Source organism: Mycobacterium sp. C31M, assembly GCF_053345865.1.
In genome coordinates this window covers 188,520-213,899 of record NZ_JBKFAX010000008.1, presented here as the reverse complement: position 1 = coordinate 213,899, position 25,380 = coordinate 188,520, and the positions used below count along the sequence as shown (strand labels likewise).

Annotated in this window: 29 protein-coding genes; 17 read left to right on the top strand and 12 right to left on the bottom strand. The window is 68.3% G+C overall.

Features of this window, described 5'->3' with window-relative positions:
• The first annotated feature begins 12 nt into the window (after nucleotides 1–12).
• From lmeA to ACLBYA_RS14440, 8 genes are all read left to right on the top strand, one after another.
• Complete coding sequence (lmeA, locus tag ACLBYA_RS14475) at nucleotides 13–810, top strand: mannan chain length control protein LmeA (protein ID WP_447710108.1); 798 nt, start codon at nucleotides 13–15, stop codon at nucleotides 808–810.
• A complete protein-coding gene (locus ACLBYA_RS14470) occupies nucleotides 807–1,229 on the top strand; it encodes a thioredoxin family protein (RefSeq protein ID WP_447710107.1) in 423 nt (140 codons plus the stop codon). The genes lmeA and ACLBYA_RS14470 overlap by 4 nt, the downstream gene beginning before the upstream one ends.
• Before the next feature lie 5 nt (nucleotides 1,230–1,234).
• A complete protein-coding gene (locus ACLBYA_RS14465; protein WP_447710106.1) occupies nucleotides 1,235–1,348 on the top strand; it encodes an Ms5788A family Cys-rich leader peptide in 114 nt (37 codons plus the stop codon).
• A gap of 89 nt (nucleotides 1,349–1,437) precedes the next feature.
• Nucleotides 1,438–1,890 (top strand): DUF4395 domain-containing protein, encoded by a 453-nt coding sequence (locus ACLBYA_RS14460; RefSeq protein ID WP_447710105.1) that lies wholly within the window; start codon nucleotides 1,438–1,440, stop codon nucleotides 1,888–1,890.
• Nucleotides 1,891–1,937: 47 nt separating this feature from the next.
• A complete protein-coding gene (locus ACLBYA_RS14455; protein ID WP_447710104.1) occupies nucleotides 1,938–2,771 on the top strand; it encodes a sulfurtransferase in 834 nt (277 codons plus the stop codon).
• A gap of 3 nt (nucleotides 2,772–2,774) precedes the next feature.
• A complete protein-coding gene (locus tag ACLBYA_RS14450; RefSeq protein WP_447710103.1) occupies nucleotides 2,775–3,077 on the top strand; it encodes a DUF1416 domain-containing protein in 303 nt (100 codons plus the stop codon).
• Between the two features lie 165 nt (nucleotides 3,078–3,242).
• A complete protein-coding gene (locus tag ACLBYA_RS14445) occupies nucleotides 3,243–3,911 on the top strand; it encodes an FABP family protein (RefSeq protein ID WP_447710102.1) in 669 nt (222 codons plus the stop codon).
• Nucleotides 3,912–3,974: 63 nt separating this feature from the next.
• Nucleotides 3,975–4,328 carry a hypothetical protein gene (locus ACLBYA_RS14440; RefSeq protein WP_447710101.1) on the top strand — a complete coding sequence of 118 codons (354 nt, stop codon included), beginning with the start codon at nucleotides 3,975–3,977 and terminating at the stop codon, nucleotides 4,326–4,328.
• A gap of 255 nt (nucleotides 4,329–4,583) precedes the next feature.
• Here ACLBYA_RS14440 and ACLBYA_RS14435 read toward each other — a convergent pair whose 3' ends face one another.
• Nucleotides 4,584–5,384 carry an aminodeoxychorismate lyase gene (locus tag ACLBYA_RS14435; protein ID WP_447710100.1) on the bottom strand — a complete coding sequence of 267 codons (801 nt, stop codon included), beginning with the start codon at nucleotides 5,382–5,384 and terminating at the stop codon, nucleotides 4,584–4,586.
• A gap of 32 nt (nucleotides 5,385–5,416) precedes the next feature.
• On the opposite strand from ACLBYA_RS14435, the gene ygfZ reads away from it, so the two are divergent.
• Together ygfZ and ACLBYA_RS14425 are read left to right on the top strand one after the other, a co-directional pair.
• The gene (gene ygfZ / locus ACLBYA_RS14430) at nucleotides 5,417–6,487 is read left to right on the top strand and encodes a CAF17-like 4Fe-4S cluster assembly/insertion protein YgfZ (protein ID WP_447710099.1); all 1,071 of its coding nucleotides are present in this window, start codon (nucleotides 5,417–5,419) and stop codon (nucleotides 6,485–6,487) included.
• 142 nt (nucleotides 6,488–6,629) lie between these two features.
• The gene (locus ACLBYA_RS14425; protein WP_447710098.1) at nucleotides 6,630–6,833 is read left to right on the top strand and encodes a DUF3073 domain-containing protein; all 204 of its coding nucleotides are present in this window, start codon (nucleotides 6,630–6,632) and stop codon (nucleotides 6,831–6,833) included.
• Nucleotides 6,834–6,860: 27 nt separating this feature from the next.
• Here ACLBYA_RS14425 and purM read toward each other — a convergent pair whose 3' ends face one another.
• The 3 genes from purM to ACLBYA_RS14410 form a co-directional block, all read right to left on the bottom strand.
• Nucleotides 6,861–7,937 (bottom strand): phosphoribosylformylglycinamidine cyclo-ligase, encoded by a 1,077-nt coding sequence (purM, locus tag ACLBYA_RS14420; RefSeq protein WP_447710097.1) that lies wholly within the window; start codon nucleotides 7,935–7,937, stop codon nucleotides 6,861–6,863.
• Between the two features lie 91 nt (nucleotides 7,938–8,028).
• The gene (gene purF / locus ACLBYA_RS14415; RefSeq protein WP_447710096.1) at nucleotides 8,029–9,561 is read right to left on the bottom strand and encodes an amidophosphoribosyltransferase; all 1,533 of its coding nucleotides are present in this window, start codon (nucleotides 9,559–9,561) and stop codon (nucleotides 8,029–8,031) included.
• 125 nt (nucleotides 9,562–9,686) lie between these two features.
• Complete coding sequence (locus ACLBYA_RS14410; RefSeq protein WP_447710095.1) at nucleotides 9,687–10,067, bottom strand: sterol carrier family protein; 381 nt, start codon at nucleotides 10,065–10,067, stop codon at nucleotides 9,687–9,689.
• A gap of 17 nt (nucleotides 10,068–10,084) precedes the next feature.
• On the opposite strand from ACLBYA_RS14410, the gene ACLBYA_RS14405 reads away from it, so the two are divergent.
• Both ACLBYA_RS14405 and ACLBYA_RS14400 read left to right on the top strand, forming a co-directional pair.
• The gene (locus ACLBYA_RS14405) at nucleotides 10,085–11,293 is read left to right on the top strand and encodes an MCE family protein (protein WP_447710094.1); all 1,209 of its coding nucleotides are present in this window, start codon (nucleotides 10,085–10,087) and stop codon (nucleotides 11,291–11,293) included.
• 41 nt (nucleotides 11,294–11,334) lie between these two features.
• Nucleotides 11,335–11,757 carry a PPOX class F420-dependent oxidoreductase gene (locus ACLBYA_RS14400; protein WP_447710093.1) on the top strand — a complete coding sequence of 141 codons (423 nt, stop codon included), beginning with the start codon at nucleotides 11,335–11,337 and terminating at the stop codon, nucleotides 11,755–11,757.
• Here ACLBYA_RS14400 and ACLBYA_RS14395 read toward each other — a convergent pair.
• From ACLBYA_RS14395 to ACLBYA_RS14380, 4 genes are read right to left on the bottom strand one after another with little or no spacing between them, the layout of a single operon-like run.
• Nucleotides 11,754–13,475, bottom strand: coding sequence for an alpha/beta hydrolase (locus tag ACLBYA_RS14395; protein WP_447710092.1), 1,722 nt, complete (start codon nucleotides 13,473–13,475; stop codon nucleotides 11,754–11,756). The two genes, ACLBYA_RS14400 and ACLBYA_RS14395, sit on opposite strands and share 4 nt — an antisense overlap.
• Entirely contained in the window at nucleotides 13,472–15,757 is a 2,286-nt protein-coding gene (gene purL, locus ACLBYA_RS14390) for a phosphoribosylformylglycinamidine synthase subunit PurL (RefSeq protein ID WP_447710166.1), read from the bottom strand. The genes ACLBYA_RS14395 and purL overlap by 4 nt, the downstream gene beginning before the upstream one ends.
• A 33-nt stretch (nucleotides 15,758–15,790) precedes the next feature.
• Nucleotides 15,791–16,993 (bottom strand): cation:proton antiporter, encoded by a 1,203-nt coding sequence (locus tag ACLBYA_RS14385; RefSeq protein WP_447710091.1) that lies wholly within the window; start codon nucleotides 16,991–16,993, stop codon nucleotides 15,791–15,793.
• Complete coding sequence (locus ACLBYA_RS14380; protein ID WP_447710090.1) at nucleotides 16,994–17,341, bottom strand: VOC family protein; 348 nt, start codon at nucleotides 17,339–17,341, stop codon at nucleotides 16,994–16,996.
• 77 nt (nucleotides 17,342–17,418) lie between these two features.
• Between ACLBYA_RS14380 and ACLBYA_RS14375 the strand changes: the two genes are divergently transcribed.
• Nucleotides 17,419–17,802: an ester cyclase gene (locus ACLBYA_RS14375; protein WP_447710089.1), complete on the top strand. Its 384-nt coding sequence runs from the start codon at nucleotides 17,419–17,421 to the stop codon at nucleotides 17,800–17,802.
• A 499-nt stretch (nucleotides 17,803–18,301) separates the two neighbouring features.
• Here ACLBYA_RS14375 and ACLBYA_RS14370 read toward each other — a convergent pair whose 3' ends face one another.
• Nucleotides 18,302–19,549 (bottom strand): M18 family aminopeptidase, encoded by a 1,248-nt coding sequence (locus tag ACLBYA_RS14370; protein WP_447710088.1) that lies wholly within the window; start codon nucleotides 19,547–19,549, stop codon nucleotides 18,302–18,304.
• 50 nt (nucleotides 19,550–19,599) lie between these two features.
• Between ACLBYA_RS14370 and ACLBYA_RS14365 the strand changes: the two genes are divergently transcribed.
• Together ACLBYA_RS14365 and ACLBYA_RS14360 are read left to right on the top strand one after the other, a co-directional pair.
• Nucleotides 19,600–20,661 carry a Dyp-type peroxidase gene (locus ACLBYA_RS14365; protein WP_447710087.1) on the top strand — a complete coding sequence of 354 codons (1,062 nt, stop codon included), beginning with the start codon at nucleotides 19,600–19,602 and terminating at the stop codon, nucleotides 20,659–20,661.
• Nucleotides 20,658–21,455 carry a family 1 encapsulin nanocompartment shell protein gene (locus ACLBYA_RS14360; protein ID WP_447710086.1) on the top strand — a complete coding sequence of 266 codons (798 nt, stop codon included), beginning with the start codon at nucleotides 20,658–20,660 and terminating at the stop codon, nucleotides 21,453–21,455. Before ACLBYA_RS14365 ends, ACLBYA_RS14360 begins: the two co-directional genes overlap by 4 nt.
• Before the next feature lie 78 nt (nucleotides 21,456–21,533).
• Here ACLBYA_RS14360 and purQ read toward each other — a convergent pair whose 3' ends face one another.
• Nucleotides 21,534–22,214, bottom strand: coding sequence for a phosphoribosylformylglycinamidine synthase subunit PurQ (gene purQ, locus ACLBYA_RS14355; protein ID WP_447710085.1), 681 nt, complete (start codon nucleotides 22,212–22,214; stop codon nucleotides 21,534–21,536).
• On the bottom strand, nucleotides 22,211–22,450 hold the full coding sequence (gene purS, locus ACLBYA_RS14350) for a phosphoribosylformylglycinamidine synthase subunit PurS (protein ID WP_057167889.1): 240 nt from the start codon (nucleotides 22,448–22,450) through the stop codon (nucleotides 22,211–22,213). The genes purQ and purS overlap by 4 nt, the downstream gene beginning before the upstream one ends.
• Nucleotides 22,451–22,529: 79 nt before the next feature.
• Between purS and ACLBYA_RS14345 the strand changes: the two genes are divergently transcribed.
• Together ACLBYA_RS14345 and ACLBYA_RS14340 are read left to right on the top strand one after the other, a co-directional pair.
• The gene (locus tag ACLBYA_RS14345; RefSeq protein WP_447710084.1) at nucleotides 22,530–23,183 is read left to right on the top strand and encodes an MBL fold metallo-hydrolase; all 654 of its coding nucleotides are present in this window, start codon (nucleotides 22,530–22,532) and stop codon (nucleotides 23,181–23,183) included.
• Between the two features lie 47 nt (nucleotides 23,184–23,230).
• Entirely contained in the window at nucleotides 23,231–23,812 is a 582-nt protein-coding gene (locus ACLBYA_RS14340) for a hypothetical protein (RefSeq protein ID WP_447710083.1), read from the top strand.
• Here ACLBYA_RS14340 and ACLBYA_RS14335 read toward each other — a convergent pair.
• Nucleotides 23,725–25,368: an FAD-binding dehydrogenase gene (locus tag ACLBYA_RS14335; protein WP_447710082.1), complete on the bottom strand. Its 1,644-nt coding sequence runs from the start codon at nucleotides 25,366–25,368 to the stop codon at nucleotides 23,725–23,727. The two genes, ACLBYA_RS14340 and ACLBYA_RS14335, sit on opposite strands and share 88 nt — an antisense overlap.
• Between the last annotated feature and the right edge of the window lie 12 nt (nucleotides 25,369–25,380).

Sequence of the window (25,380 nt, the reverse complement as noted above, 5' to 3'; positions counted from 1 at the left end):
CAGAATGAGCGGGTGCGCAAGCTGCTGATCGGTGCCGTGTCGACCATCGTCGCAGTGGTCGTCGGCGCCGTGGGTACCGATTTCGGGGCCGCCATCTACGCCGAATACCGCCTGGCCCGCAGCGTGCGCACCGCCAATGACCTGAACTTCGACCCGTGGGCCAGCATCCTGGGCTTCCCGTTCATCACCCAGGCCCGGGCCCACCACTACAACGAGTTGGAGATCCGCGCCGCCGGCGTCGAGCATCCGGTGGTCGGCAAGGTCGCTCTCGAAGCGACGCTGCACGACATCGACCTGGCCGAGTCGACCTGGCTGATCGGGCCCGATGCCACCCTGCCCGTCGGCAAGGCCGAGGGCCGCATCATCGTGGACTCCACCCACGTCGGACGTTTCATCGGGATGACCGACCTGTTGGTCGAGGCGCCCACCCGGGAGACCGAGGACGGGCTGAACGGGGTGACCGAGTCCGGCATCTCCAGTGGCGAGGATCTGGTTTTCACCGGCACCCCGACCGCCGCGGATTTCGACAAGCGTGTCTCGGTCGCGGTCGATCTGACGCTGGCCGACCCCGATGAGACCACCCTGGTGCTCACCGCGACCGGAGTCCTGACGGGTCCGGGCACGGCCGACGAGCCGGTACCCGAGGACAAGGTCGCCGCGGTGCTCGAAAGTTTCACCGCTCGCATCCCGGGGCAGAAACTGCCGTTCGGTCTGCGACCCACCAACGCCGGCGCCCGCGGATCGGACCTCATCGTCGAGGGCATCGCCGACGGACTAACGCTGCGACTCGACGGGTTCAGACAATCATGAGCACTTCTATGACGATCGTGATCGTCGTGGTGATCGCCGTGCTGGGCCTCGGCTATATCGTCGGCACGCTGATCACTCGGCGATCGGGCATGCTGCGGACCGCCGACGAGGCCGCCGATATCGACACCGGCGGGCTGGGACTGTCCACCGAGGCTCCGACCATCCTGCATTTCACCGCCACCTGGTGTGGGCCGTGTACGGCGGTGCGCCGGGTGGTCGACCAGGTCTGCGCCGAACTCCCGACGGTGGCCCATGTGGAGATCGACATGGACGAGAATCCCGAGGCGGCGCGGCGACTTTCGGTGCTCTCGCTGCCGACCACCATCATCTTCGACACCGGCGGCCATCCCCGGTACCGGACCACCGGGGTTCCCAAGGCCGCTGACCTGCGCTCGGCGCTGGAGCCTCTATTGGCCTGAGGACGGTGCCAACGGGTATTGTGTCCGTCGTGACCGCCCGTCTTGAGCTGCTGCTCACCAAGCGCCGCGCAGTTGATCTGTGCCGCACCGCGGGTTGTTGCTGTTGTTGTAGCTGCTGAGTAGCCGCATCTCCTTCTTGGTGCGCCGCTCACGCCAGGCGCCCTCGTGGCCTGCCAGTCCAGCCCAGCCAAGCAACAGGAGCACTCACATGCCGACCACCCATCCGGACCAGGTCGACGTCCGCGGTCCGCGGTTCGTCGCCTGGATCACCACCGCGGTCCTCATCATCACCCTGCTGGTGTCCGGCGTCAGCCCGATCGTCGCCGCGGTGCTCCTCGGTCTGCAGACCCTCGTGTTCGCCATCGGCGCCGCGGCGGGACCACGCAACCACCCCTACGGCAAGGTGTTCGCTGCGCTCATCGCGCCGCGCCTGGGCCCGGTCACCGAGCGTGAACCCGTCCCGCCGCTGAAATTCGCCCAGCTGGTCGGCTTCGTGTTCGGACTGGTCGGTACTGCCGGGTTCGTCCTGGGGGCTCCGCTGGTTGGTGTGGTGGCCACCGGGTTCGCTCTGTTCGCCGCGTTTCTCAATGCAGCCTTCGGCATCTGCCTGGGCTGCCAGATCTACCCGCTCGTCGCGCGGTTCCGCCGCGTTCCCGTCTGACCCGCCCCACCAACGACCACGCATAAACAACCGAAAGGAACCACTCCATGGCACGCTCCGACGTCCTGGTCTCCACCGACTGGGCCGAGAGCAATCTCGACGCGCCGAAGACCGTCTTCGTCGAGGTCGACGAGGACACCTCCGCCTACGAGGGCGGGCACATCGCCGGCGCCATCCGTCTGGACTGGAAGACCGAACTGCAGGATCAGGTCAAGCGCGACTTCGTCGACCAGCAGCAGTTCTCGAAGCTGTTGTCCGACAAGGGCATCGCCAACGACGACACCGTGATCCTGTACGGCGGCAACAACAACTGGTTCGCCGCGTACGCCTACTGGTACTTCAAGCTGTACGGTCACGAGGACGTGAAGCTGCTCGACGGCGGCCGCAAGAAGTGGGAGCTCGACGGGCGCCCCCTGGTGACCGAGGTGCCCGACCGGGCGGCCACCAGCTACACCGCCAAGGCCCCCAACAACGACATCCGTGCCTTCCGCGACGAGGTGATCGCCGCGATCGGTGAGAAGAACCTGGTCGACGTGCGCAGCCCCGACGAGTTCTCCGGCAAGATCCTGGCGCCGGCTCACCTGCCGCAGGAGCAGAGCCAGCGCGCCGGCCACATCCCGACCGCCATCAGCGTGCCGTGGAGCAAGGCAGCCAACGAGGACGGCACCTTCAAGTCCGACGAGGATCTGGCCAAGCTGTACGCCGAGGCCGGGCTGGACGGCAACAAGCTGACCATCGCCTACTGCCGCATCGGTGAGCGTTCCTCGCACACCTGGTTTGTGCTGCAGGAGTTGCTGGGTCACGAGAACGTCAAGAACTACGACGGTAGTTGGACGGAATACGGTTCCCTGGTGGGAGCCCCGATCGAGTTGGGAAGTTAGATTATGTGCTCTGCACCGAAACAAGGACTGACGTTGCCGGCCGGCGTCGACCTGGAGAAGGAAACGGTCATCACCGGTCGTGTGGTGGACGGGTCCGGGCAGACCGTCGGCGGCGCCTTCGTGCGACTGCTGGACGGCTCGGACGAGTTCACCGCCGAGGTCGTCGCATCGGCCACCGGTGACTTCCGGTTCTTCGCCGCTCCGGGCAACTGGACGCTGCGAGCCCTGTCCCCCGTGGGCAACGGCGATGCCAGCATCGCCCCGACCGGTGCCGGCATCCACGAGATCGACGTCAAGGTCGCTTAATAGCCTTCTTGGTCACCGCGCTCGGGCCTCGACTCGAGCGCGGTGACCCCTGGCGGTTAGGATCACCATCGTGGTGCTGTTCTTCGAATTCCTGCTTGTGGCGGCCGTGGTCGTCATCACCTGGTTCGCGCTGTACGCGGTCTACCGGCTCGTCACCGACGAGGGGTGAGCGGCCCAACGTCTCCGGAAGGCGAGGCGGCAATCCCCGGCTCGGGTGACCGGGCGGTGGCTGCGGCCGCCGAACGGGCCAAGATCACCGCGGCCCGCAACATCCCCGCGTTCGACGACCTGCCGTTTCCCGCGGATACCGCCAACCTGCGCGAAGGTGCCGATCTCAATCCGGTGCTGCTCGCGCTGCTGCCGTTGGTCGGGGTCTGGCGTGGCGAGGGCGAGGGCCGCGACAGCGACGGCGACTATCACTTCGGTCAGCAGATCATCGTCTCGCACGACGGCGGCGACTACCTGAACTGGGATTCCCGATCCTGGCGGCTGTCCGAGGCCGGCGACTATCTGGGCCCCTCACTGCGCGAGACCGGTTACTGGCGGTTCGCCCACGATCCCGCCGACCCGGACGAGACCCAGGCCATCGAACTGCTGCTGGCGCACGCCTCCGGTTTCGTCGAGCTGTTCTACGGCAGCCCGCTCAACCAGGCCTCCTGGGAGCTGGCCACCGATGCGCTGGCGCGCAGCAAGTCCGGTCTGCTGGTCGGCGGCGCCAAACGGCTGTACGGCATCGTCGAGGGCGGCGATCTGGCCTATGTCGAGGAGCGGGTGGACGCCGATGGCGGCCTGGTCCCCCATCTGTCGGCGCGGCTGAGCCGTTTCATCGGCTGATTCAAAGCACGCACACAGGCCGCTGCTACGGCCGGCCCAGCACCGCTTCCTAACGTCACCGGCATGACCTGCTCTTCGATTCGTCTTGCATCTCTCGGTCTCGCCGCGGCGGCCCTGACCACCGGTCTGGTCGCCTGCTCGGGCGCGACGACCGTGTCGGCCGCTCCCGACGGCGGCGACGGTTTCGCCGCCTGTCTGACCGAACACAACATCCCCGCGCCACCCGAGGGCGGCCACCCCGGCGGGCCGCCGCCGGGCGATGGGCCGGCAGGTATGGCACCGCCTGAGGGTGCCCCGCCGCGGCCCGCCGAGGGTATGACCCCACCGGCGCCCCCGGGGATCGACCAGGACGTCTGGGATCAGGCCCAGCAGGCGTGCGCGTCGCTCGCGCCGACGCCCCCTACCGACCAGCCCTGAAAACAGGACAACCCCCGAGCCTTGTGTTGTCGGTTGGACCAACCAACGGCTCGGGGGCCGGGTGGCTACTCGGTATTCGCCAGCGCTCGCAGGTTGCGCGATGCGCGTGTGCGAAGAGCCAAGAAGCTCCGTCACACTCCTGGTGCTGCTAGCTAGCAGCCACCTCACTTGTCCGTATGCCAATCAATTTGTCGGACCACCTCCTTCCCTGTGTACGGCCGACCGTACTCCCGAACCCGCGGGCCGACAACCGAATTAGCGAGCGATCGCAAGGTTCACCAGATGCGCCACCTCGTCGGCACGCGGCGCGGGTGCCAGCACGACACCGTCCAGGGTGTGCACCCGAGCCGCGAGCGTCACCGCCGAGAGCAACCAAACACCTTGCGCGGCAATCAGATCAGCCGTTGTCAGCGGACGGTAGACACAATTGTCGGCCGTATCGAACAACGCCGCGACGGTGGTGCCCGCGAGGATCGGCAGCGTCGGCGGTGGGCTCAGCAGCATTTCGCCCACAGCGATCAGCACCGAGGACCGCGGCCCCTCCAGCACACCGCCGTGGCGGTCCACGTAGACGGCATCGCCGGCCCCGTGCCGGTGCGCCTCGCGTAGGGCCGCCGAGTTCACGGCATAGGACAGCGATTTGGCGCCGGCGATCTCACCGCGGACCCCGGGGTCCAGGGTGACGGCGGCGACCCCGTCGCGCCGCGCCGCCAGCGCCCGGTCCGGTACCGCGGCGATCGACACGAACGACGTCTCGGGTCCGTGCACCAGTCGCAGCACCGCATCGGCCGGGTGCGGCCACCGCGTGAGCGCGATCTGCACCGCGGCGCGCCAGCGGTTCAGGTCCGGTTCGGCAAGACCCGCAATGGCGGCTGAACCGGCCAACCGGGCCAGGTGGGCGTCGAGCAGACAGGGCCTGCCCGCCCGCACCAGCATCGTCTCGAAGACCCCGGCGCCGCGGGTCAACATCGGGTCCCCAGCCCGCACCAGCGGGTCGGTGGGCGTCCGCGGCACACCGTCGAGAGTCACCACCACGTCGGCGGATCTGGGCCCCATCCGGTGCAGCGTAGCCGCCGTACCATGGGCATATGTCTGCCGTCCCCGTCCCCAAGACCGGACCCGATGCCGGTGCCGTCTGGCACCACGGCGACCCACTCGGCGAGCAACGCGCCGCAGCGTCGGCGGCAGTGGTGGTCGACCGCTCGCATCGGGCGGTGCTGCAACTGACCGGCGGTGAGCGCCGCAGCTGGTTGCACACCATCTCCAGCCAGTACGTCAGCGATCTGCCTGACGGGGCCGTCGCGGAGAATCTGAGCCTCGACGGGCAGGGTCGTGTGGAAGATCACTGGATCCAGACCCAACTCGACGGGGTCACCGTCATCGACACCGAACCCTGGCGCGGCGAACCGCTGCTGGCCTTCCTCCGCAAGATGGTGTTCTGGGCCGACGTCGTCGTCGAGCCGGCCGATCTGGCGGTGCTGTCCCTGCTGGGCCCGGCGGTGCCGCAGGCGCTGGCCGACCTGGGCCTCGTGCTGCCCGTCGCGCCGTGGACAGCGGTCCCGTTGCCTGACGGGGGGTTCCTTCGCTCGGTCTACGCCGGCGAGTTCGACCTGGTGGTACCCGATGCGACCAAGGACGACTGGGTGAGCCGACTCAACGCGGTCGGCGTGTCACCGGCCGGGGTGTGGGCGTACGAGGCGCATCGGGTGGCGGCGCTGCGGCCGCGGCTGGGTGTCGACACCGAGGAACGGACGATTCCGCACGAGGTCGGCTGGATCGGCGGGCCTGGCCAGGGCGCGGTGCACCTGGAGAAGGGCTGCTACCGCGGCCAGGAGACCGTCGCGCGGGTCCACAACCTGGGCAAACCACCGCGCATGCTGGTGTTGGTCCAACTCGACGGGTCGACCGAGCGGCCGGTCACCGGCGATCCGCTGCTGGCCGGTGGGCGTGCCGTCGGCCGGTTGGGCACCGTGGTCGAGCATGTCGACGATGGTCCGATTGCGTTGGCGCTGGTGAAGCGGGGCCTGCCCGCCGACACCCCGCTGCAGACCGGCGGTGAGGTCGCGGTGGCCGCGGTCATCGATGCAGACTCGGTGCCGGGCACCGACCACGTCGGGGCGGGCCGGTTGGCGGTCGAACGGCTGCGCAGCAGTCGTTAGAACACCGCTGAGACCGACCCAGTGCAGGGCCTACCAGCGCTGCGCGCCACGGCACGGTAAAGTGATGGCAGGACAATAAAGACACACAGATCGGAGCCGCCTGCACGTTGGGCCGCTCCGTTATTGCGCGAGGGGGTCCCCTATGGGCCGCGGCCGGGCTAAGGCAAAGCAGACCAAGGTTGCTCGTGACCTGAAATACAGCTCACCGCAGACCGATTTCGATCGGCTACAGCGTGAGCTGTCCAACGGTGACAGCACTGGAGGTGCCGACGATTTCAACGGCGGCGCCGATGATTTCGGCGGCCCCGCCGACCGCTACGCCGACGAGGACGACTGGCGGCGCTGAGCGCGCCGGCGCCCGCGGCCGTTCCGATCAGAACCGCGGGTGCCGCCCCACGAGCTGAGCTCGTACCCCATCCTTGGCACCCTTTGTGACGGTCCCGACCGTCCAGCAGGCCAGGTGACGTGCGGTCAGAATCGCCAGCGCGCGGTCGGTGTCCTCCGGCGCGACGATGGCGACCATGCCGACACCCATGTTGAAGGTCCTCTCCATCTCGGCGCGCTCGATGCGGCCGCGCTGGGCGATCATGCCGAAGACGGGTGCCGGGGTCCAGGTACCGCGATCCAGTTCGGCCACCAGGCCGGGTGGGATGATGCGTTCCAGGTTGCCGGCAAAACCGCCGCCGGTGATGTGGCAGAACGTGCGCACCTGCGTCTCGGCGGCCAGCGCCAGGCAGTCCTTGGCGTAGATGTAGGTCGGCTCCAGCAGTTCCTCACCGAGGGTGCGGCCGAACTCCTCGACGTGCCCGGACAGGTCCATCCGGTCGATCTCCAGCAGCACCTTGCGGGCCAGTGAGTAACCGTTGGAGTGCAGACCGGTCGAGGCCATCGCGATGATCACATCACCGGGCTTGACCCGCTCGGGGCCGAGCACGTCATCGGCCTCCACGACGCCCACACCGGTCGCCGAGATGTCGTAGTGGTCGGGCTCCATCAGCCCCGGGTGCTCGGCGGTCTCGCCACCCAGCAGCGCGCAACCGGCCAGCACACAGCCGTCGGCAATACCGGCGACGATCGCGGCGACCCGCTCGGGGACCGTCCGGCCGACCGCGATGTAGTCCTGCAGGAACAGCGGTTCGGCACCGCAGACGACCAGATCGTCGACAACCATGGCGACCAGGTCCAGACCGACGGTGTCGTGCTTGTCCATCGCCTGGGCGATGGCCAGTTTGGTGCCCACCCCGTCGGTCGACGAGGCCAGCAGCGGCTCACGGTAACCACTACGCAGGGCGAACAGCCCGGCGAAGCCGCCCAGGCCGCCACGGACCTCGGGTCGGGTGGCCTTTTTGGCCAGTGGTTTGAACAGCTCGACGGCGCGGTCCCCCGCCTCGATGTCCACACCGGCCGTTGCATACGAGATGCCCTGTTGTTCGGCGTTGCCCTGACCCATGTCAGCGGCCCGCCCATAGACGCGTGCTCATCGGGCACAAATCTACCCGCTCGGGGCCGGGGGGCCGCATCCTGCGGTCCGGCGACCGCCGTCAGGGCCTGCGCAGCGCCGAGGCGTTGTCGTTCTCGGCGGTCAGCGGCATTCCGCTCTTGGCCGCGTTGGCCAGCATGTGCTCGATGACGTTCTTGCCGAGGGCAGACTCCCCGGGCAGTTCGATCGGGTAGTCACCGTCGAAACAGGCCGCGCACAGGCGGGAGGCGGGCTGCTCGGTCGCCGCGACCATGCCATGGTGGCTGATGTAACCCAGGCTGTCGGCGCCGATCGCACGCCGTACACCTTCGAGCATCTCCGACTCGTCGGCGCTGTTGCTCGCGGAGTTGGCGATCAGCTCGGCCGGGGTGGCGAAGTCGATGCCGTAGAAGCACGGCCACTTCACCGGCGGGGACGCAATGCGTACGTGCACCTCGACCGCACCGGCCTCACGCAGCATCCGGATCAGCGCGCGCTGGGTGTTGCCACGCACGATCGAGTCGTCCACGACGATCAGCCGCTTACCGCGGATGACCTCTTTGAGCGGGTTGAGCTTGAGCCGGATGCCCAGCTGGCGGATGGTCTGCGACGGCTGGATGAAGGTGCGCCCGACGTAGGCGTTCTTCATCAGGCCCTGGCCGTAGGGGATGCCGGAGCCCTGCGCGTAACCGACCGCGGCCGGAATCCCGGACTCGGGAACACCGATGACCAGATCGGCCTCGACCGGGTTCTCCGCGGCCAACCTGCGACCGATGTCCACGCGGGTGGCATGGACGGAGCGGCCGCCGATGACGCTGTCCGGGCGGGCCAGGTAGACGTACTCGAAGACACAACCCTTGGGGGTCGGGTTGGCGAAGCGGGTGGAGCGCACGCCGTCGGCGTCGATGGCCAGCAGCTCGCCGGGTTCGATATCGCGGACGAACGAGGCGCCGACGATGTCGAGCGCGGCGGTCTCGGAGGCGACGACCCACCCGCGGTCCAGACGGCCCAGCGACAGCGGGCGCACCCCGTGCGGATCACGCGCGGCGTAGAGGGTGTTCTCGTCCATGAAGGTCAGGCAGAAGGCGCCGCGCACGGTGGGCAGCAACTCCAGGGCGGCCTGTTCCAGGGTCGCATCGGCGGCACCGTGTGCCAGTAGTGCACCCAGGATGTCGGAGTCGGTGGTGGCGGCCGGGGCGCCACGGGTCTCGATCAGGCCGGCTTCACGGGCCCGGCCGGCGAGCTCGGCGGTGTTGACCAGGTTGCCGTTGTGTCCCAGTGCCACTCCGGTGCCTGCCGCGGTGTTGCGGAAGACCGGCTGCGCGTTCTCCCACGTGGTCGAGCCGGTGGTCGAGTACCGGCAGTGCCCGACGGCGACGTGACCGTGCATGGCGGCCAGCGTCTGCTCGTCGAAGACCTGACTGACCAGACCGAGGTCCTTGAAGACCAACACCTGGGAGCCGTCGGCCACCGCGATGCCGGCGGCTTCCTGCCCACGGTGTTGCAACGCATAAAGGCCGTAGTACGTGAGCTTGGCCACATCCTCGCCGGGAGCCCAGACGCCGAATACGCCGCATTCTTCTTTCGGATCGTTTTCGTCCGTCTCGAAGGTCACGATGGCTGCTCCCTGGGGGCTGTGGGTGACGTGGCCCAGTCTACGGTCATCCGGCCCCAATAACTCAATCGGACGCCGGATTTCGTCACATCTGGCAACGATGCGGGCGTGTCGCGACATTCCCGTCAGTCGTCGAGGGTGACCAGCGGCAGCCACTGCCCGATCTCCGCGGCCCGCGATCCGGACAGCTGCAATGCCGGGGTGTCCAGCCCGGTCAGACCGGTGGCCAGCAACAGCCAGGTACGCGGATCGGTCTCGACGACATTGGGTGGAGTGCCGCGGGTGTGTCGGGGCCCGGCGATGCACTGCACGGCGACGAACGGGGGTACGCGTACCTCGACACTGGCGCCGGGCGCCAGCGCGGCCAGGGTCCGTGCGGTCAGCCGTACCGCATTCGCCAGGTCCGCGCGGGCCGGTGAAGGGGCGGTCTCGTCACGTAACCACTCGGCGACCGCGAGCACCGCTGTGCGCGTCTCTGCCGGATCTGCCGTGCGGCGGGCCACCATCGGATTAGTGTCGCAAAGTGGCCCTCGTCGATCGGTCGGCACCGCCGTACCGGGCGCTGGGCGTGATCGCCCTGGTGCTGCTGACGATCGTCGGCATCCTGATCCACCAGCAGTTCCGCGGCGAGTTCCGGTCCCGCGTCGACCTGACGCTGCTGTCACCGCGGGCCGGGCTGGTGGTGGACCCGGGCTCGAAGGTCACCCTCAACGGTGTCGAGATCGGCCGGGTCAGTCGGATCGCCGGCACCGATGACGGTCAGGCCCGGCTGACACTGCAGGTCGACCCCAGATATCTGGCCCTGTTGCCGGGCAATGTGGCCGCCGAGATCAAGGCCACCACCGTGTTCGGTAACAAGTACGTGGCGCTGAGTTCACCGGCAATCCCTGTCGCCCAACGGATCGAACCCGGCGACGTGATCACCGCGACATGGGTCAGCACCGAGTTCAATTCGCTGTTCGAGACGGTGCTGGCCATCGCCGAACAGGTCGACCCGGTGCTGCTGAACCAGACGCTGACCGCGGCGGCGCAGGCAATCGATGGCATGGGCGCGCGGTTCGGGCGCTCGCTCTCGGACGGCAACACGATCCTGGCGGCATTCAACGAACGTATGCCCGCGTTCCGCCATGACGTGCGCGCGCTGACCGCGCTGGCCGATATCTACGCGGACGCCGGCGAGGACCTGTTCGACGGGCTGGCCGCGGCCGCCACTACCGCGGCCACCGTCCATGCCGAACGGGATGCGGTCGATGCGGCGCTGATGGCGGCGATCGGGGTCGGTGGCACCGGGGCCGATGTGATGGAGCGCGGCGGCCCGTACCTGGTGCGTGGCGCGCAGGACCTGATCCCCACCGCGAAACTGTTCGACTACTACAGTCCGCAGCTGTTCTGCACCATCCGCAACTATCACGAGGCCGCGCCGCTGATGGCCGAGGTTTTCGGCGGCGACAACGGCTATTCGCTGGCCTCGGCCGGAACCATCTTCGGCCTCGGTGGGGTGGGAAATCCCTATATCTATCCAGACAATCTGCCCCGGGTGAATGCTCGCGGCGGCCCGGGCGGGCGGCCGGGCTGCTGGCAGAAGATCACCCGCGAGCTCTGGCCCGCACCGTATCTGGTGATGGACACTGGGTTGTCGATCGCTCCGTACAACCACGTCGAACTGGGCTCGCCGATCTTCACCGAGTACGTCTGGGGCCGTCAGATCGGTGCGCCGACCATCAATCCGTGACCTGTTGACCTCAACGGTCATTGAGGTTCTACCGTGGCGACATGACCTTCAAACCGCACGAAATCGCCTTTCTGCAGCAGGCCGATCTGGGCCGGCTGGCCACCATCCAGTCCGACGGCACACCGCAGAACAGCCCGGTCGGATTCAGTTTCAACGAGGAACTGGGCACCATCGACATCGCCGGATTCCACATGTCGGCCAGCCAGAAGTACCGCAACGTCGGGCGAAATCCCAAGGTGGCGTTCGTCGTCGACGACATCTTCTCCCGCGACCCGTGGCGGGTGCGGTGCCTGGAGATCCGCGGCACCGCCGAACACGCGCAGGTCCCGGCGGCCGTCGGCGGGTCCGGCGATCCGCTCGACGAGGCCATCATCCGGATCACCCCGACGCGCATCATCAGCTTCGGCATCGACGACACCGAGACGCCACCACACGATCTGGTGGACGATATCCGGAACGCCTAGGCTCCGTCGTCGGGGTCGGAGGTGCGCTCCAGTTCGGTGCGGATCCGTTCGGTATCGGCCGATGTCCAGTCCGGCGGCGGCGCCACCGCGACCCAGCCGTCGAGCACGGTGTCACCGTAGTTGTGACCGTGCCCGTCGGGGACCCCGGATGCGTTTGTCATATCGGCGCTCACCTGCCAGAACGTCACGATCGGATACCAGCGCATCGACGCGGTCCGGTCGACACCGCGGGGCTCGGTGAGCCAATCCGGCCGGGAGAACAGCAGATTCGGTGACCACCACACCACCGGATCGGAGGCGTGCTGCAGGAACAGCACCCGGGTACCCGCCCATTCGGGTTCGGCGATGCGTTGCACATCTGCCGGGTCGGCGGCCTGCGTGAACCGCACAGTGCTGCCGTTGTCGTAGCGCGGCTGCACCTCGGGTGTGCCCGGGTCGCGGCGCTGTACCAGCCCGCTCCACAACGAACTCTCGTGCGGCGGGCCGACCCACAGCACCCCGGAGAAATCCATCTCGCCGATATCGGGAAGCCAGCCGAACGCCCCCTGCCCTGCGTAGGAACCGAGACTCTCGCCGTAGAGCAACAGCTTGGGCCGGTCGGCCTCCTGCAGTGCGGCCCACCGGGTGTGGATCCCTTCGATCATCGCCCGCGCCGATGCCATCGATTTCTCGCGGTCACCGAGGAACGAAATCCAGCTGGGCAGATAGGAATACTGCATCGCGACCAGTGCGGTGTCACCGTTGTACATCGATTCGATCGCCTGCGCCGCGATCGGGTTGACCCAGCCGGTGCCGGTTGTCGGGATGAGCACCAGGACCTCGCGGTCGAAGGCGCCGGTCCGTTCCAATTCACTGAGCAGCACCGCCACCCGGCCCTCGTCGGTGTCGGCGGTCTGCAGCCCGGCGTAGGCCCGGATGGGTTCGCGCGCCGGCCGGCCGTTGAGCCTGCCGAGTTCGGTCGCGTCGGGTCCGCCTGCGACGAAGCTGCGCCCCTGGTAGCCCAGCGAATCCCAGGAGGCGAACGAGGCCGGGCTGCCCGAACGCTCGGGGGCCGTCGGCTGGCTGACATCGGCGGCGCTGGTGGAGTTCTGCGGCTGGAACACCTGACTGGCGCCGAGCAGGAAGCCCCGGAACAGCACACCGTTGACCATCGTCACGAACAACACCACGACGATGGCGGTGCCGATGAAGAAGGCGACCTCGCTGTGCAGTCGTAGACGCCGGATCAGCAGTCGGGCAATCAGTTTCACCAGATCTTTGAGCACCCGCCAGACGGAGATGCAGGCGGCCCCGACGAGCACGGCCAGCACCGCGGTACGCAGGTACCCCGGCGTCGCAGGACCTTCGATGCCCATCAGCGCCGATACCTGCCGCTGCCAGCGCGCGGCGGGGATCAGCATCAGCACCGGCGCCGTCAGTGCTCCCGCCACCACCATGGTCTTGGCGGTGCGCAACACCCGCTTGCTCGGTGGCCACCAGGCACGGTCGCGTAAGACGAAGCGGTGCAGGCCCTTTGCCAGCAGTACGCCGATGCCGTAACCGATCGCGGCATTGATCCCGCCGATCAGGCCGGCAAACAGCCAATCACGCGGCAGCAGCGACGGGGTGAGCGACAGACAGAAGAACAGTGCGCCGACGGCGATGCCGACGAAGTCCAGACGGACCAGACTCCAGGCCCAGAGCAGTAGCGGGTGCTGGATTCTGGTCCGATCGATCACCCGAACAACCCGGGCAGCACGCCCTCGGAGGTTTCTCGGAGTTCGTCCAACGTGACGCTGAACAGGCCCTGCACCTCGATCTCCTTGCTGCCCTCATCAGACACGCCGATCCGGTCGACCGGCAGTCCGCGTGCCTCGCACATGGACCGGAACCGGCTCTCCTCGGTGCGCGGCACCGCGACCAGCACGCGGCCCGCCGATTCGGAGAACAGATACACAAAGGCGTCGGCAGCAGACTCGAACCCGATGGGCAGGATCACCCGGGCGCCGGTCTCACCGGCCAGCGCCGCCTCCACGATGGCCTGGATCAGCCCGCCCTCGCTCAGATCGTGTGCGGCCGAGACCAGTCCGTCCCGCGACGCCGCGGTCAGCACCTCGGCGAGCAGCTTCTCCCGAGCCAGGTCGACCTTCGGCGGCACCCCACCGAGGTGATCGCCGGTGACCTGCGCCCAGATCGACCCGTCGAACTCGTCGCGGGTGTCGCCGAGCAGCAGCAGGGTCTCACCGGGCTCGTTGCCCAGCCCGGTCGGGATGCGCCGGGCGACATCGTCGATGACGCCGAGAACACCGACCACCGGGGTCGGCAGGATCGCGGTGCTGCCGGTCTGGTTGTAGAAGCTGACGTTGCCGCCGGTGACCGGAATGCCCAGTGCCGCACAACCATCGGCCAGACCGCGGACGGCCTGGGAGAACTGCCACATGACGCCCGGATCCTCCGGAGAGCCGAAGTTCAGGCAGTTGGTCACCGCGACCGGGGTCGCGCCGGTGACCGCGACGTTGCGGTAGGCCTCGGCCAGCGCGAGCTGGGCGCCGGCATACGGATCGAGCTGGGTGTAGCGACCCGAGGCGTCGGTGGACACCGCGACTCCGCGGCCGGTCTCCTCGTCGATGCGCAGCACACCACCGTCGGCATGCTCGGCCAACACGGTGTTGCCCCGCACGTAGCGGTCGTACTGTTCGGTGATGAAGGCCCGGCTGCACAGGTGCGGGCTGCCCAGCAACGCAAGCAGAGTCGCCTTCAGCTCGTCGCCGGTCACCGGGCGGGCCAGACCGGCCGAGGTATCGGCGATCAGCGCGTCCTGGGTGTCCGGGCGGGCGACGGGGCGCTGGTAGACCGGGCCCTCGTGTGCGACGGTGCGCGGCGGGACATCCACGACGGTCTCGCCGTGCCAGGTGATCTGCAGCCGGTCACCGTCGGTGACCTCACCGATGACGCTGGCCAGCACGTCCCACTTGCGGCAGACCGCCAGGAACTTGTCCACGTTCTCCGGAGTGACGACCGCGCACATCCGTTCCTGCGATTCGCTGGACAGGATCTCGGCCGGGGTCATATCGGCGGCGCGCTGCGGCACCGCATCCAGCTCGACACGCATGCCACCGTCGCCGGCGGACGCCAATTCGGAGGTGGCGCAGGACAATCCGGCACCGCCGAGGTCCTGGATGCCGACCACCAGGTCGGCGGCGTAGAGCTCCAGGCAGCACTCGATGAGCACCTTCTCCATGAACGGGTCGCCGACCTGCACCGCGGGCAGCTTCTTGCGGCCGGGGCCGCCGCCCTCATCTCCACCGAAGGTCTCACTGGCCAGCACGCTCACGCCGCCGATACCGTCCAGTCCGGTGCGCGCACCGAACAGGATGATCTTGTTGCCGGTGCCCGATGCGAACGCCAGGTGCAGATCCTCCTTGCGCAGCACACCGACACACAGCGCGTTCACCAGCGGGTTGCCGGCGTAGGAGGCGTCGAACACCGTCTCGCCGCCGATATTGGGCAGGCCCAGCGAGTTGCCGTAGCCGCCGACACCGCGCACCACACCGTCGAGCACCCGGCGGGTGTCCGGGGCATCGGCGGCGCCGAAGCGCAGCTGATCCATGACCGCGACCGGCCGGGCGCCCATCGCCATGATGTCGCGCACGATGCCGCCGACACCGGTGGCCGCACCCTGATAGGGCTCCACATAGGACGGGTGGTTGTGCGACTCGACCTTGAAGGTGACCGCCCATCCGTCGCCGATGTCGACCACACCGGCGTTCTCGCCGATACCGGCCAGCATGCCCGCGCGCATCTCGTCGGTGGTGGTCTCACCGAAGTAGCGCAGGTGCACCTTGGAGGATTTGTAGGAGCAGTGCTCGCTCCACATCACCGAGTACATCGCCAGCTCGGCATCGGTGGGACGGCGGCCGAGGATCTCGCGGATCCGCTGGTATTCGTCGTCCTTGAGGCCGAGCTCACGGAAGGGCTGCGGCTGGTCGGGCGACGCCGCGGCGCGCTCGACGGTGTCAATTTCCTGCGGGTGCGCGGATGTCACCCGGATAGTTTATTCGCTCTGCGTGCGGGCGAACGCCCGCGCCGCCACCGGGGCCCCGAAACCGTGCAGCAGGACGCTGCTGCACACCATGACGACCATGGTGAGCAGCACGATGTGCTCCTCCGGATCGTCGAGCACATTGAACGCCAGCAGCCCCAGCACGATGGCCGCCGCGCCGCGCGGACCCAGCCAGCCGAGCAGCAGGCGCTCCGGCCAGCTGAACCGCGATCCCAGCATCGCCACGGCCACCGGCAGCATCCGCACCAGCGTGATCGCCAGCAGGCAGAACACCACGATGCCCACGGTCAGCCCGGTGTGCCAGGACGCGATGAGGACGACGCCGCCGAATACGAACCACATCAGCGCGGTCAGCAGGAAGCTGATGTCCTCGATCAGTTCCAGGTCACGCTCGGGGTCCTCGGTGCGCCGGAAGTAGTGGTAACCGATACCGCACAGGAAGGCCGCGACGAAGCCGTTGGCGTGGATGCCGAGGCTCAGGGTGTAGGCCAGGGCCGGTGCGGCGACCGTGAGGACCCGCTTGGACTGCTCGGTCATCAGGCCGCTCCGTCCGGCGAGGTTGGCGGCCAGGGCCAGTCCACCACCGACGCACAGTCCGACGACGATGGCCTTGGCGGCGTGCGGGAACGCGTCACCGACCGCCTCCCAGGCCGAGCCGGCGTCCGCCTCGATGTCGGCGACGATGAGCGCGAAGACGAAGATCGGCGAGATGATGCCGTCGCTGTAACCGGCTTCGACGTTGAGCAGGTCGCGGACCCGGCTCGGGATCAACCGGTCCCGCACGATCGACGGTGCCGGGGCGAAGTCGATCGGGACCGCGATGCAGGCGATGACGACGAGGACGGCCAACGACAGACTCGGTAGCAGCCAGGCCCCGAGCAGGACCGCCAGTCCCATGCTCAGCGGCAGCGCGATGAAGAGCAGTCGGGCGGCCGCACGCGGGTGCTCACCGAACATGCCGCGACGGATGGCGTTCGCGTCGACGAACAGCAGGACGGCCAGAATGATCTCGGCGGCGTGCTGCGCGGTCTCGGAGTTGAGGGTGTCAGCCAGCGAGCCGTGGGTGAAGTACTCCACCAGCGCGCCGGCGACCACCAGGAACAGCGGAGCGGTGATCCGCCAGCGTTTCAGCCGTCTGGCCGACAGCGCCCACCCGGCCAGCACGCACGAGACGATGACGAACGACAGCAGCACTCAGCTACCCGAGATGCAGAACGCGTTGCCCTCCGGGTCGGTCAGCGTCACCCACTGGAACTCCTCACCGAAGCTGTTGCGCCCGATCTCGGAGGCTCCGAGGCCGACCAGGCGGGCCACTTCGGCCTCCTTGTCCGCGGCGTGCAGATCCAGGTGCACCTTGTTCTTGCCGGGCGTCGGATCGGGCACCCGCTGGAAGCCCAGCGCCGCGCGACCCTCCTGGGCCACCATGACGAATTCCCCTGGGGCGACGGCGTTCACGTCGCCACCCACCGCCTTGGACCACCAGTCGGCGAGGCCGTCGGGATCCGAACAATCGAACGTGATCATCTCTATGGTCAGTCCCATGCCCCAACGCTAATGGTTCGGAGCAATTACTTCCCACGTAATTGAGTGACCCGGTCGGCAGTCGCACTCTGGACGGCATGACGAACACGATTGCACCGAAATTCACCGCCGAACTGTGGGCCGCGTTCTGGACCGCACCCGACCCGGCCCGCATCGGCGGGTTGCTGGCCGACGACATCGTCGGGCACTGGCCCGGCGACCCGATACCGGTGCGTGGACGCGCGGCCTATGTCGCCAAGATCGCCGAACTGGTCTCCGCGGTACCCGATCTGCGGCTCACCCTGGTCGACAGCGCGACCGTGCCGGGGGCGCAGGCCGGCGAGGAACTGGTGTTCCTGCACTACACGGGCACCGGGACGGCGGCCTCCGGGCCGATCACGATCCGCGGGATGGATCGAGTGCGCACCCGCGACGGCGTGGTCGTGGAGAACGTCATCCGGTACGACGCGGGCGAACTCTAGATTGGCGGTATGCAGCGACTGCTCTTCCGCGGCCATATCGCGGGTTTCGGCACCGACGCCGGGATCCGGTTCGTGGTCGGGGTCTGGCGGTCCTCGCCGTTCGGCGCGTTCGCCGATGTGATGGTGCAGACCGTCGACGACCAACGGATACTGCTGGCACCGTCCGATGAGGTCGCCGAGTTCGTCTCGACCACTTACACATTCGACACCGTCCGGGTCGGCGCCGTGGACGCGGTGCTGGACACCGACCGACTGCGGGTGCGCGCCGCCGATCTCGATGTCGAGGCCCACCTCGGTGGGCCGGCACGATTCGACCGACTGCTGCGACCGGTGCCCGCGGCGCTGGCCGGCGCGCCCTGGTGGCTGCGATTGATCAACCCGGTCGCCGGGGTCCTGGTCCCGGGCGTGCACACCGCCGGTACCGCGGGCAACGGCCGTCGCGAGTACTACGGCGTGCGGCGCACCGGTGGGTATCTCGGCCCAGATCTCGGGCGCCGAGTTAGGGCGCCAGGAACGCCGCCAGGGCCGCCGAGTAGGCCGCGACATCGTGGGCGCCCATCACCTCGCGGGCCGAGTGCATGGCCAACTGCGCCGCACCCACGTCGACGGTGGGGATTCCGGTGCCGGCCGAGGTCATCGGACCGATGGTCGAACCGCAGGGCAGATCGGCGCGGTGCTCGTAACGCTGCAGCGGCACCCCGGCCTGGGCGCACGCAAGCGCGAACGCCGCCGCGGTCCGGCCGTCGGTGGCGTAGCGCAGGTTCGGTTGCACCTTGAGCACCGGGCCACCGTTGACCTCGATCTGGTGGCCCGGTTCGTGGCGCTCCGGGTAGTTCGGATGGGTGGCGTGCGCCATATCGCCGGAGGCCACCATCGACTGCGACAGCCGGCGCAGCAGGTCCTCCCGGCTGCCTCCGGCCGCCAGGGTGATCCGTTCCAACACCGTCAACAGCAGGTCGGATTGGGCGCCGTGATCGGATTGCGAGCCCACCTCCTCGTGGTCGAACAGCGCGAGCACCGGGAGGTGATCGGTGGCGGTGACGCTCAGCAACGCCTCCAGTCCGGCGTGGCAGGTGGCCTGGTTGTCCAACCGCGGCGCGCTGACAAAATCGCCGTCGACTCCGGTGACTGCCGACGGCGTCAGGTCGTGGGTCATCAGGTCGAAGCCCAGCACGTCGGGTTCGGCGACCCCGGCCTGTTCTGCGACATAACCGAGGAATGACCGCCACCCGCCGGTCCCCCACACCGCGTTGACGTGGCGTTGCGGGTCCAGGCTGACACCCTTGCGGTCATCGGAGAGGTGGATGGCCAGTTGCGGGACCCGCAGGATCGGGTCGTCGATGCGGACCAGCTGATGGCTGATGCTATTGCCGCTGCGCACCGACAGCCGGCCACTGATGCCGAGATCGCGGTCCAGCCAGGAGTTCAACCAGGCTCCGCCGTAAGGCTGCAGCGCGACCACCTGCCAGCCGGCGATCACCCGGTCGGGGTGCTGCTTGACCCGCAGATTGGGGCTGTCGGTGTGGCCGCCGACGATCCGGAACGGCTTGTCCCCCACCCGCGAGTCCCAGGCCACCAGCGAGCCGGCCCGGATCACGAAGTGGCGGCCGTGCGCCGGCCAGGCGTCGGCCTCGGACAGTTCGGTGTAACCGGCCGCGGTCAGCTGCTGCGCCGCGGTGGCGCATACATGGAACGGCGACGGGGCACTGTCGATGAAGCTGCACAGACTCTGGGGGCTAGCTGCCATCTTTGTATCTTGGCCCGCGCGGTGCCGGTAGGTGGCGCTAAGGTCCTTTTGTGCCAGAGCCGCTGCCCCAAGAGGTGGTCAATCCGTTGACGTCAGCGGCCATCTTCCTGGTGGTCACCATTGATGTCGACGGTGCGCAGACCGTGCACGATCTGCTTCCCGAGATCTCGGGCATGGTCTCGGCCATCGGATTCCGGGATCCGACCAAATGTCTGTCGGTGGTGACCGGGATCGGGTCGGACGCCTGGGACCGGTTGTTCAGCGGTCCCCGGCCGGCCGACCTGCATCCGTTCGTCCCGCTGTCCGGTGAACGCCATCACGCACCGGCAACCCCGGGGGATCTGTTGTTCCACATCCGCGCCGAGACCATGGATGTCTGCTTCGAGCTGGCCGGCCGGCTGATGGAGGCCCTCGAGGGTGCGGTGACCGCGGCCGACGAAGTGCACGGGTTCGCCTATTTCGACAATCGCGATCTGCTCGGATTCGTCGACGGCACCGAGAACCCGAACGGGGCCGTCGCCGAGAACGCCACCCGCATCGGCGCCGAGGACCCGGATTTCGTGGGCGGCTGCTATGTGCACATCCAGCGGTACGTGCACGACATGGCGGCCTGGCGGGCGCTGCCGGTGGACGAACAGCAGAAGGTGATCGGCCGCACCAAGAGTGACGACATCGAGATGGATGACGATGTGAAGCCCGCGAATTCGCATATCGCGCTGAACGTCATCACCGACGAGGACGGCAACGAGCTCAAGATCGTCCGGCGCAACATGCCCTACGGCACCGTCGGCAACGGCGAGTTCGGCACCTATTTCATCGGATACTCGCGTACCCCGGCGGTCACCGAGCAGATGCTGCACAACATGTTCATCGGCAATCCGGTCGGCAACACCGACCGGATCCTGGATTTCTCGACCGCCGTCACCGGCGGAATGTTCTTCGTGCCCACCATCGATCTTCTCGATGACCCGCCGCCGCTGCCGGTTCCGGAAGCAGCGGCAGAGGCGGCGCCGGTGCTGGATCTGCCGGCTCCGCCGGTGCTGGATCTGCCGGCTCCGCCGGCGCCTGACTACTCGCTTGCGATCGGCAGCCTGAAAGGAATCCGCCAATGAACAACCTGTACCGCGACCTCGCCCCCATCACCGCAGCCGCGTGGGCCGAGATCGAGCTGGAGGCCAGCCGAACCTTCAAGCGGCACATCGCCGGTCGCCGGGTGGTCGACGTCAGTGAGCCCGGTGGTCCGGTGACCGCGGCGGTGAGCACGGGCCACCTGCGTGACGTCACCTCCCCCGGCGACGGCGTGATCGCGCATCTGCGGGAGTCCAAGCCGCTGGTGCGGCTGCGGGTGCCGTTCACGGTGGCGCGCAGCGATATCGACGATGTCGAGCGCGGATCGCAGGATTCGGACTGGGACCCGGTCAAGGATGCGGCCAAGAAGCTGGCCTTTGCCGAGGACAGGGCCATCTTCGAGGGCTACGCCGCGGCGTCCATCGAGGGCATCCGCAAGGCCAGCTCGTGCCCGAATCTGGCGCTGCCCGAGGATCCGCGGGAGATCCCCGATGTCATCAGCCAGGCGCTCTCCGAGCTGCGACTGGCCGGTGTCGACGGCCCGTACAGTGTGCTGCTGTCGGCCGAGGTGTACACCAAGGTCAGTGAGACCACCGCGCACGGCTATCCGATCCGCGAGCACCTGAACCGGCTGGTCGACGGTGACATCATCTGGGCGCCTGCCATCGACGGTGCGTTCGTGTTGTCCACCCGGGGTGGCGATTTCGATCTGCAGCTGGGCACCGACGTGTCCATCGGCTACCTGTCCCACGATGCCGACAGCGTGCAGCTGTACCTGCAGGAGACGTTCACATTCCTGGCCTACACCGCCGAGGCCGTGGTCGCCCTCAGCAGCTGAGCCATACCCCGCGAGCGACCGCGTCTGCACAGCGACACGCCGTCGGCGGTGACACTGCGCGGTCGCTCGCGCGAAAACTCAGGCCGTCAGTACCGCATCCAGCGCGGAGTAGAACAGGCCCAGCCCGTCATCGGACGGCCCGGTCAGCGGTTCGGTGGCGTGCTCGGGGTGCGGCATCAGCCCGACGACGCGGCCGTCGGCCGAACTCACCCCGGCGATCCCGCGCATCGAACCGTTGAGGTTCTCGCGGTAGCGGAACACCACGCGGCCCTCACCCTCGAGCTCGTCGAGCACGGCCTCCGACGCCACGTACCGACCCTCACCGGACTTCAACGGCACCAACAGATCTGCGTCCTGCTCGTAGCGCGTCGTCCACGCCGACGAGTTGGACGCGACCTGCAGCCAGACATCGCGGCAGATGAAGTGCAGACCGGCGTTGCGGGTCAGCGCACCCGGCAGCAGCCCGGCCTCGCACAGCACCTGAAAACCGTTGCAGATCCCCAGAACCGGCAGTCCGCCCTTGGCCGCGTCGACCACCGAACGCATCACGGGCGCGAAGCTGGCGATCGCCCCGGCGCGCAGGTAATCGCCGTAGGAGAATCCGCCGGGCACCACGACGGCGTCGACGCCCTGGAGGTCGGCGTCGGCGTGCCACAAACTGACGGCCTCGCCGCCGGCGAGCTTGACCGCCCGCGCGGCATCGACATCGTCGAGCGTGCCCGGGAAGGTGATGACGCCGATGCGGCCGGTGGCGGTCACGAGTTCTCCCGGCTGACCGAGAACTCCTCGATGACCGTGTTGGCGAGCAGCGACTCGGCGATCTCGTTCAGCGCCTCGTCGGACACCGAATCGTCGACCTCGAGCTCGAACCGCTTGCCCTGGCGCACATCGGCGACACCGCCGTGGCCGAGCCGGCCCAACGCGCCGACGATGGCCTGTCCCTGCGGGTCGAGAATCTCGGCCTTGGGCATCACGTGCACTACGACGCGGGCCACGGGCGCTCCTTCAAAGGGTCGATAGGGGATCTTGATCGGGCATAACTCTACCGGCGCGCCCGCGGGCCACAATGGAGCCATGCAACTGACGCACTTCGGACACTCCTGCCTGCTGGCCGACTTCCCCGACGGTTCCGGTGGCCACGTGCAGGTGCTCTTCGATCCGGGCACGTTCTCGCACGGTTTCGAGGGCATCGGTGGTCTCGACGCGATCCTGATCACCCACCAGCACCCCGACCACGCCGACACCGCCCGACTGCCCGCACTGCTGGAGGCGAACCCGCAGGCCAAGCTGTACGCGGACCCGCAGACGGCGGCCCAACTCGGTGCCCCGTGGACGGCGGTGCACGCCGGGGACAGTTTCACCATCGGCCACCTGACGGTGCGCGGGGTCGGCGGCACGCACGCGGTGATCCACCCCGAGATCCCGGTGATCGACAACACCTCCTACGTGATCGGCGATGCCGACCACCCGGCCCGGCTGATGCATCCCGGCGACGCCCTGTTCGTCCCCGGCGAGCCGGTCGACGTGCTGGCCACCCCGGCCGCCGCGCCGTGGATGAAAGTCTCCGAGGCCGTCGAGTATCTGCGCGCGGTCGCGCCGAGCAGAGCCGTCCCGATCCATCAGGGCATCATCGATCCGTCGGCGCGCGGCATCTTCTACGGCCGGCTCTCGGAGATGACCGACACCGACTTCCAGGTCCTCGACGAGGAGAACGGAACACAGTTCTGACCCGGCATCGACTACTGCTGTGGTGGCCACCGATCGGCATCGCGGCGATGGTCGCCCTCGGCCTGGCCGTCGGCGACGGACCGACCGCGTTCGACGACCGGACGCTGGCCGGCATGCAAAAGGTGTTCGGCACCGACCCGATCTGGATGCTGTACTTCAGCTGGTCGCTGACCATGATGGTGACGCTCGGCATCGCAGTGATCGTCGCGCTCATCCGGCGACGCTGGCGGTTGGCCGTCGTGGTGGCGCTGTGTCCGCTGGTGTCGGTCATCTTGACGCGGGTCTTCAAACCGCTGTTCGGCCGCTACAAGGGTGATGCGCTGGCCTACCCCAGCGGGCACACCACCGTCGTCCTGACGGTGACGGCCATGCTGGTGGTCGCCGCGGGGTACGCGGCCTGGGTGATGGTGCTCGCCGGGGTGGTCGCGGTGATCGGCGGGCTGAGCATGGCGGCCACCGATCTGCACTATCTGACCGACAACATCGGGTCGGTGTTCTTCGCCTCGGCGACGGTGTGCCTGGCGATCCTGGCGGCCGGTCCTCAGGCGCTACCCGCGGCGGCGGCCCGCCCGGCGGCCCGGCCGGAGAACACACAGCCGCCCAGGAACGTGCCCTCCAGCGACCGGTAGCCGTGTACACCGCCGCCACCGAATCCGGCGGCCTCGCCGGCGGCGTACAGCCCGTCGAACACCGTCCCGTCGGCCTTGATCACCCGGGCGTCCAGATCGGTCTCCAGCCCGCCCAGTGACTTCCGGGTCAGGATGTGCAGTTTCACCGCGATCAGCGGACCGGCCTTCGGGTCGGTCAGCCGATGCGGGGCGACGACGCGCGCGATCCGGTCCGGCAGGTACTCCCGCGCCCCGCGGATCGCAGTGATCTGGCTGTCCTTGGTGAACTTGTTGACCACCTCGCGGTCGCGGGCGGTGACCTCGGCTTCGACGGCCGCGTAGTCCAGCGGGGTGACATCGGGGACCTCGTTCATGGCGGCGACCAACTCGCGCAACGAATTTGCGGTGACGAAGTCGACCCCCTTGTCGACGAAGGCCCGCACCGGCGCGGGCCCGCCGCCGCGGCCACGCCCGAGGACATCGCGCACGCTGCGCCCGGTCAGATCCGGGTTCTGCTCCTGCCCGGACAGCCCGAACTCCTTGGCGATGATCCGCGCGTTCAGCACGAACCAGGTGTAGTCGTGGCCGGTGGCCGCGATGTGCTCCAACGTGCCCAGGGTGTCGAAACCCGGGTACAGCGGCACCGGTAGCCGCTTTCCGGTGGCGTCCAGCCACAGCGAAGACGGCCCGGGCAGGATCCGGATGCCGTGCTTGGGCCACACCGGGTCGTAGTTGGTGATGCCCTCGGTGTAGTGCCACATCCGGTCGCTGTTGATGATGCGCGCGCCGGCGGCCTCGCTGATACCCAGCATCCGGCCATCGACATGCTCGGGCACCCCGGACAGCAACTGTTCGGGCACCCGGCCCATCCGAGCCGGCCAGTTCTTGCGCACCAGATCATGATTGCCCCCGATACCGCCACTGGCCACGATGACGGTCTGCGCCCGGAACTCGAAGTCGCCCACGATATTCCGTGAGGATGCCACGCCCCGCACCGCATCGGAGGGCTCCAGCACCGATCCGCGCACACCGACCACCGCACCGTTGTCGACGATCAGCTCATCGACGCGGTGCCGGTGGACGAACTTGGCCCGCGGCTGGCCGTGTAACCGGCGGGCGAACAGGTCGACCAGCGCCGGCCCGGTGCCCCAGGTGATGTGGAAGCGGGGCACCGAATTGCCATGGCCCAGCGCACCGTAGCCGCCGCGTTCGGCCCAACCGACCATCGCGAAGGTCTGCAGGCCCCGCTCGCGCAGCCAGGCACGCTTCTCCCCCGCCGCGAAATCGACGTAGGCGTGCGCCCACTGCCGCGGCCAGTGATCCTCTTCGCGGTCGAAGCCGGCGCTGCCCAACCAGTCCTGCAGCGCCAGTTCGTGACTGTCCCGGATACCCAGGCGGCGCTGCTCGGGGCTGTCCACCAGGAACAGGCCACCGAACGACCAGTAAGCCTGCCCGCCGATATTGGCGGCGTTCTCCTGATCGACGATCAGCACGCGGCGACCGCGTTCGATCAGTTCTGCAGCGGCGACCAGCCCGGCCAGTCCCGCACCCACCACGATGACGTCGGCATCTGCCATGCCGACAAACCT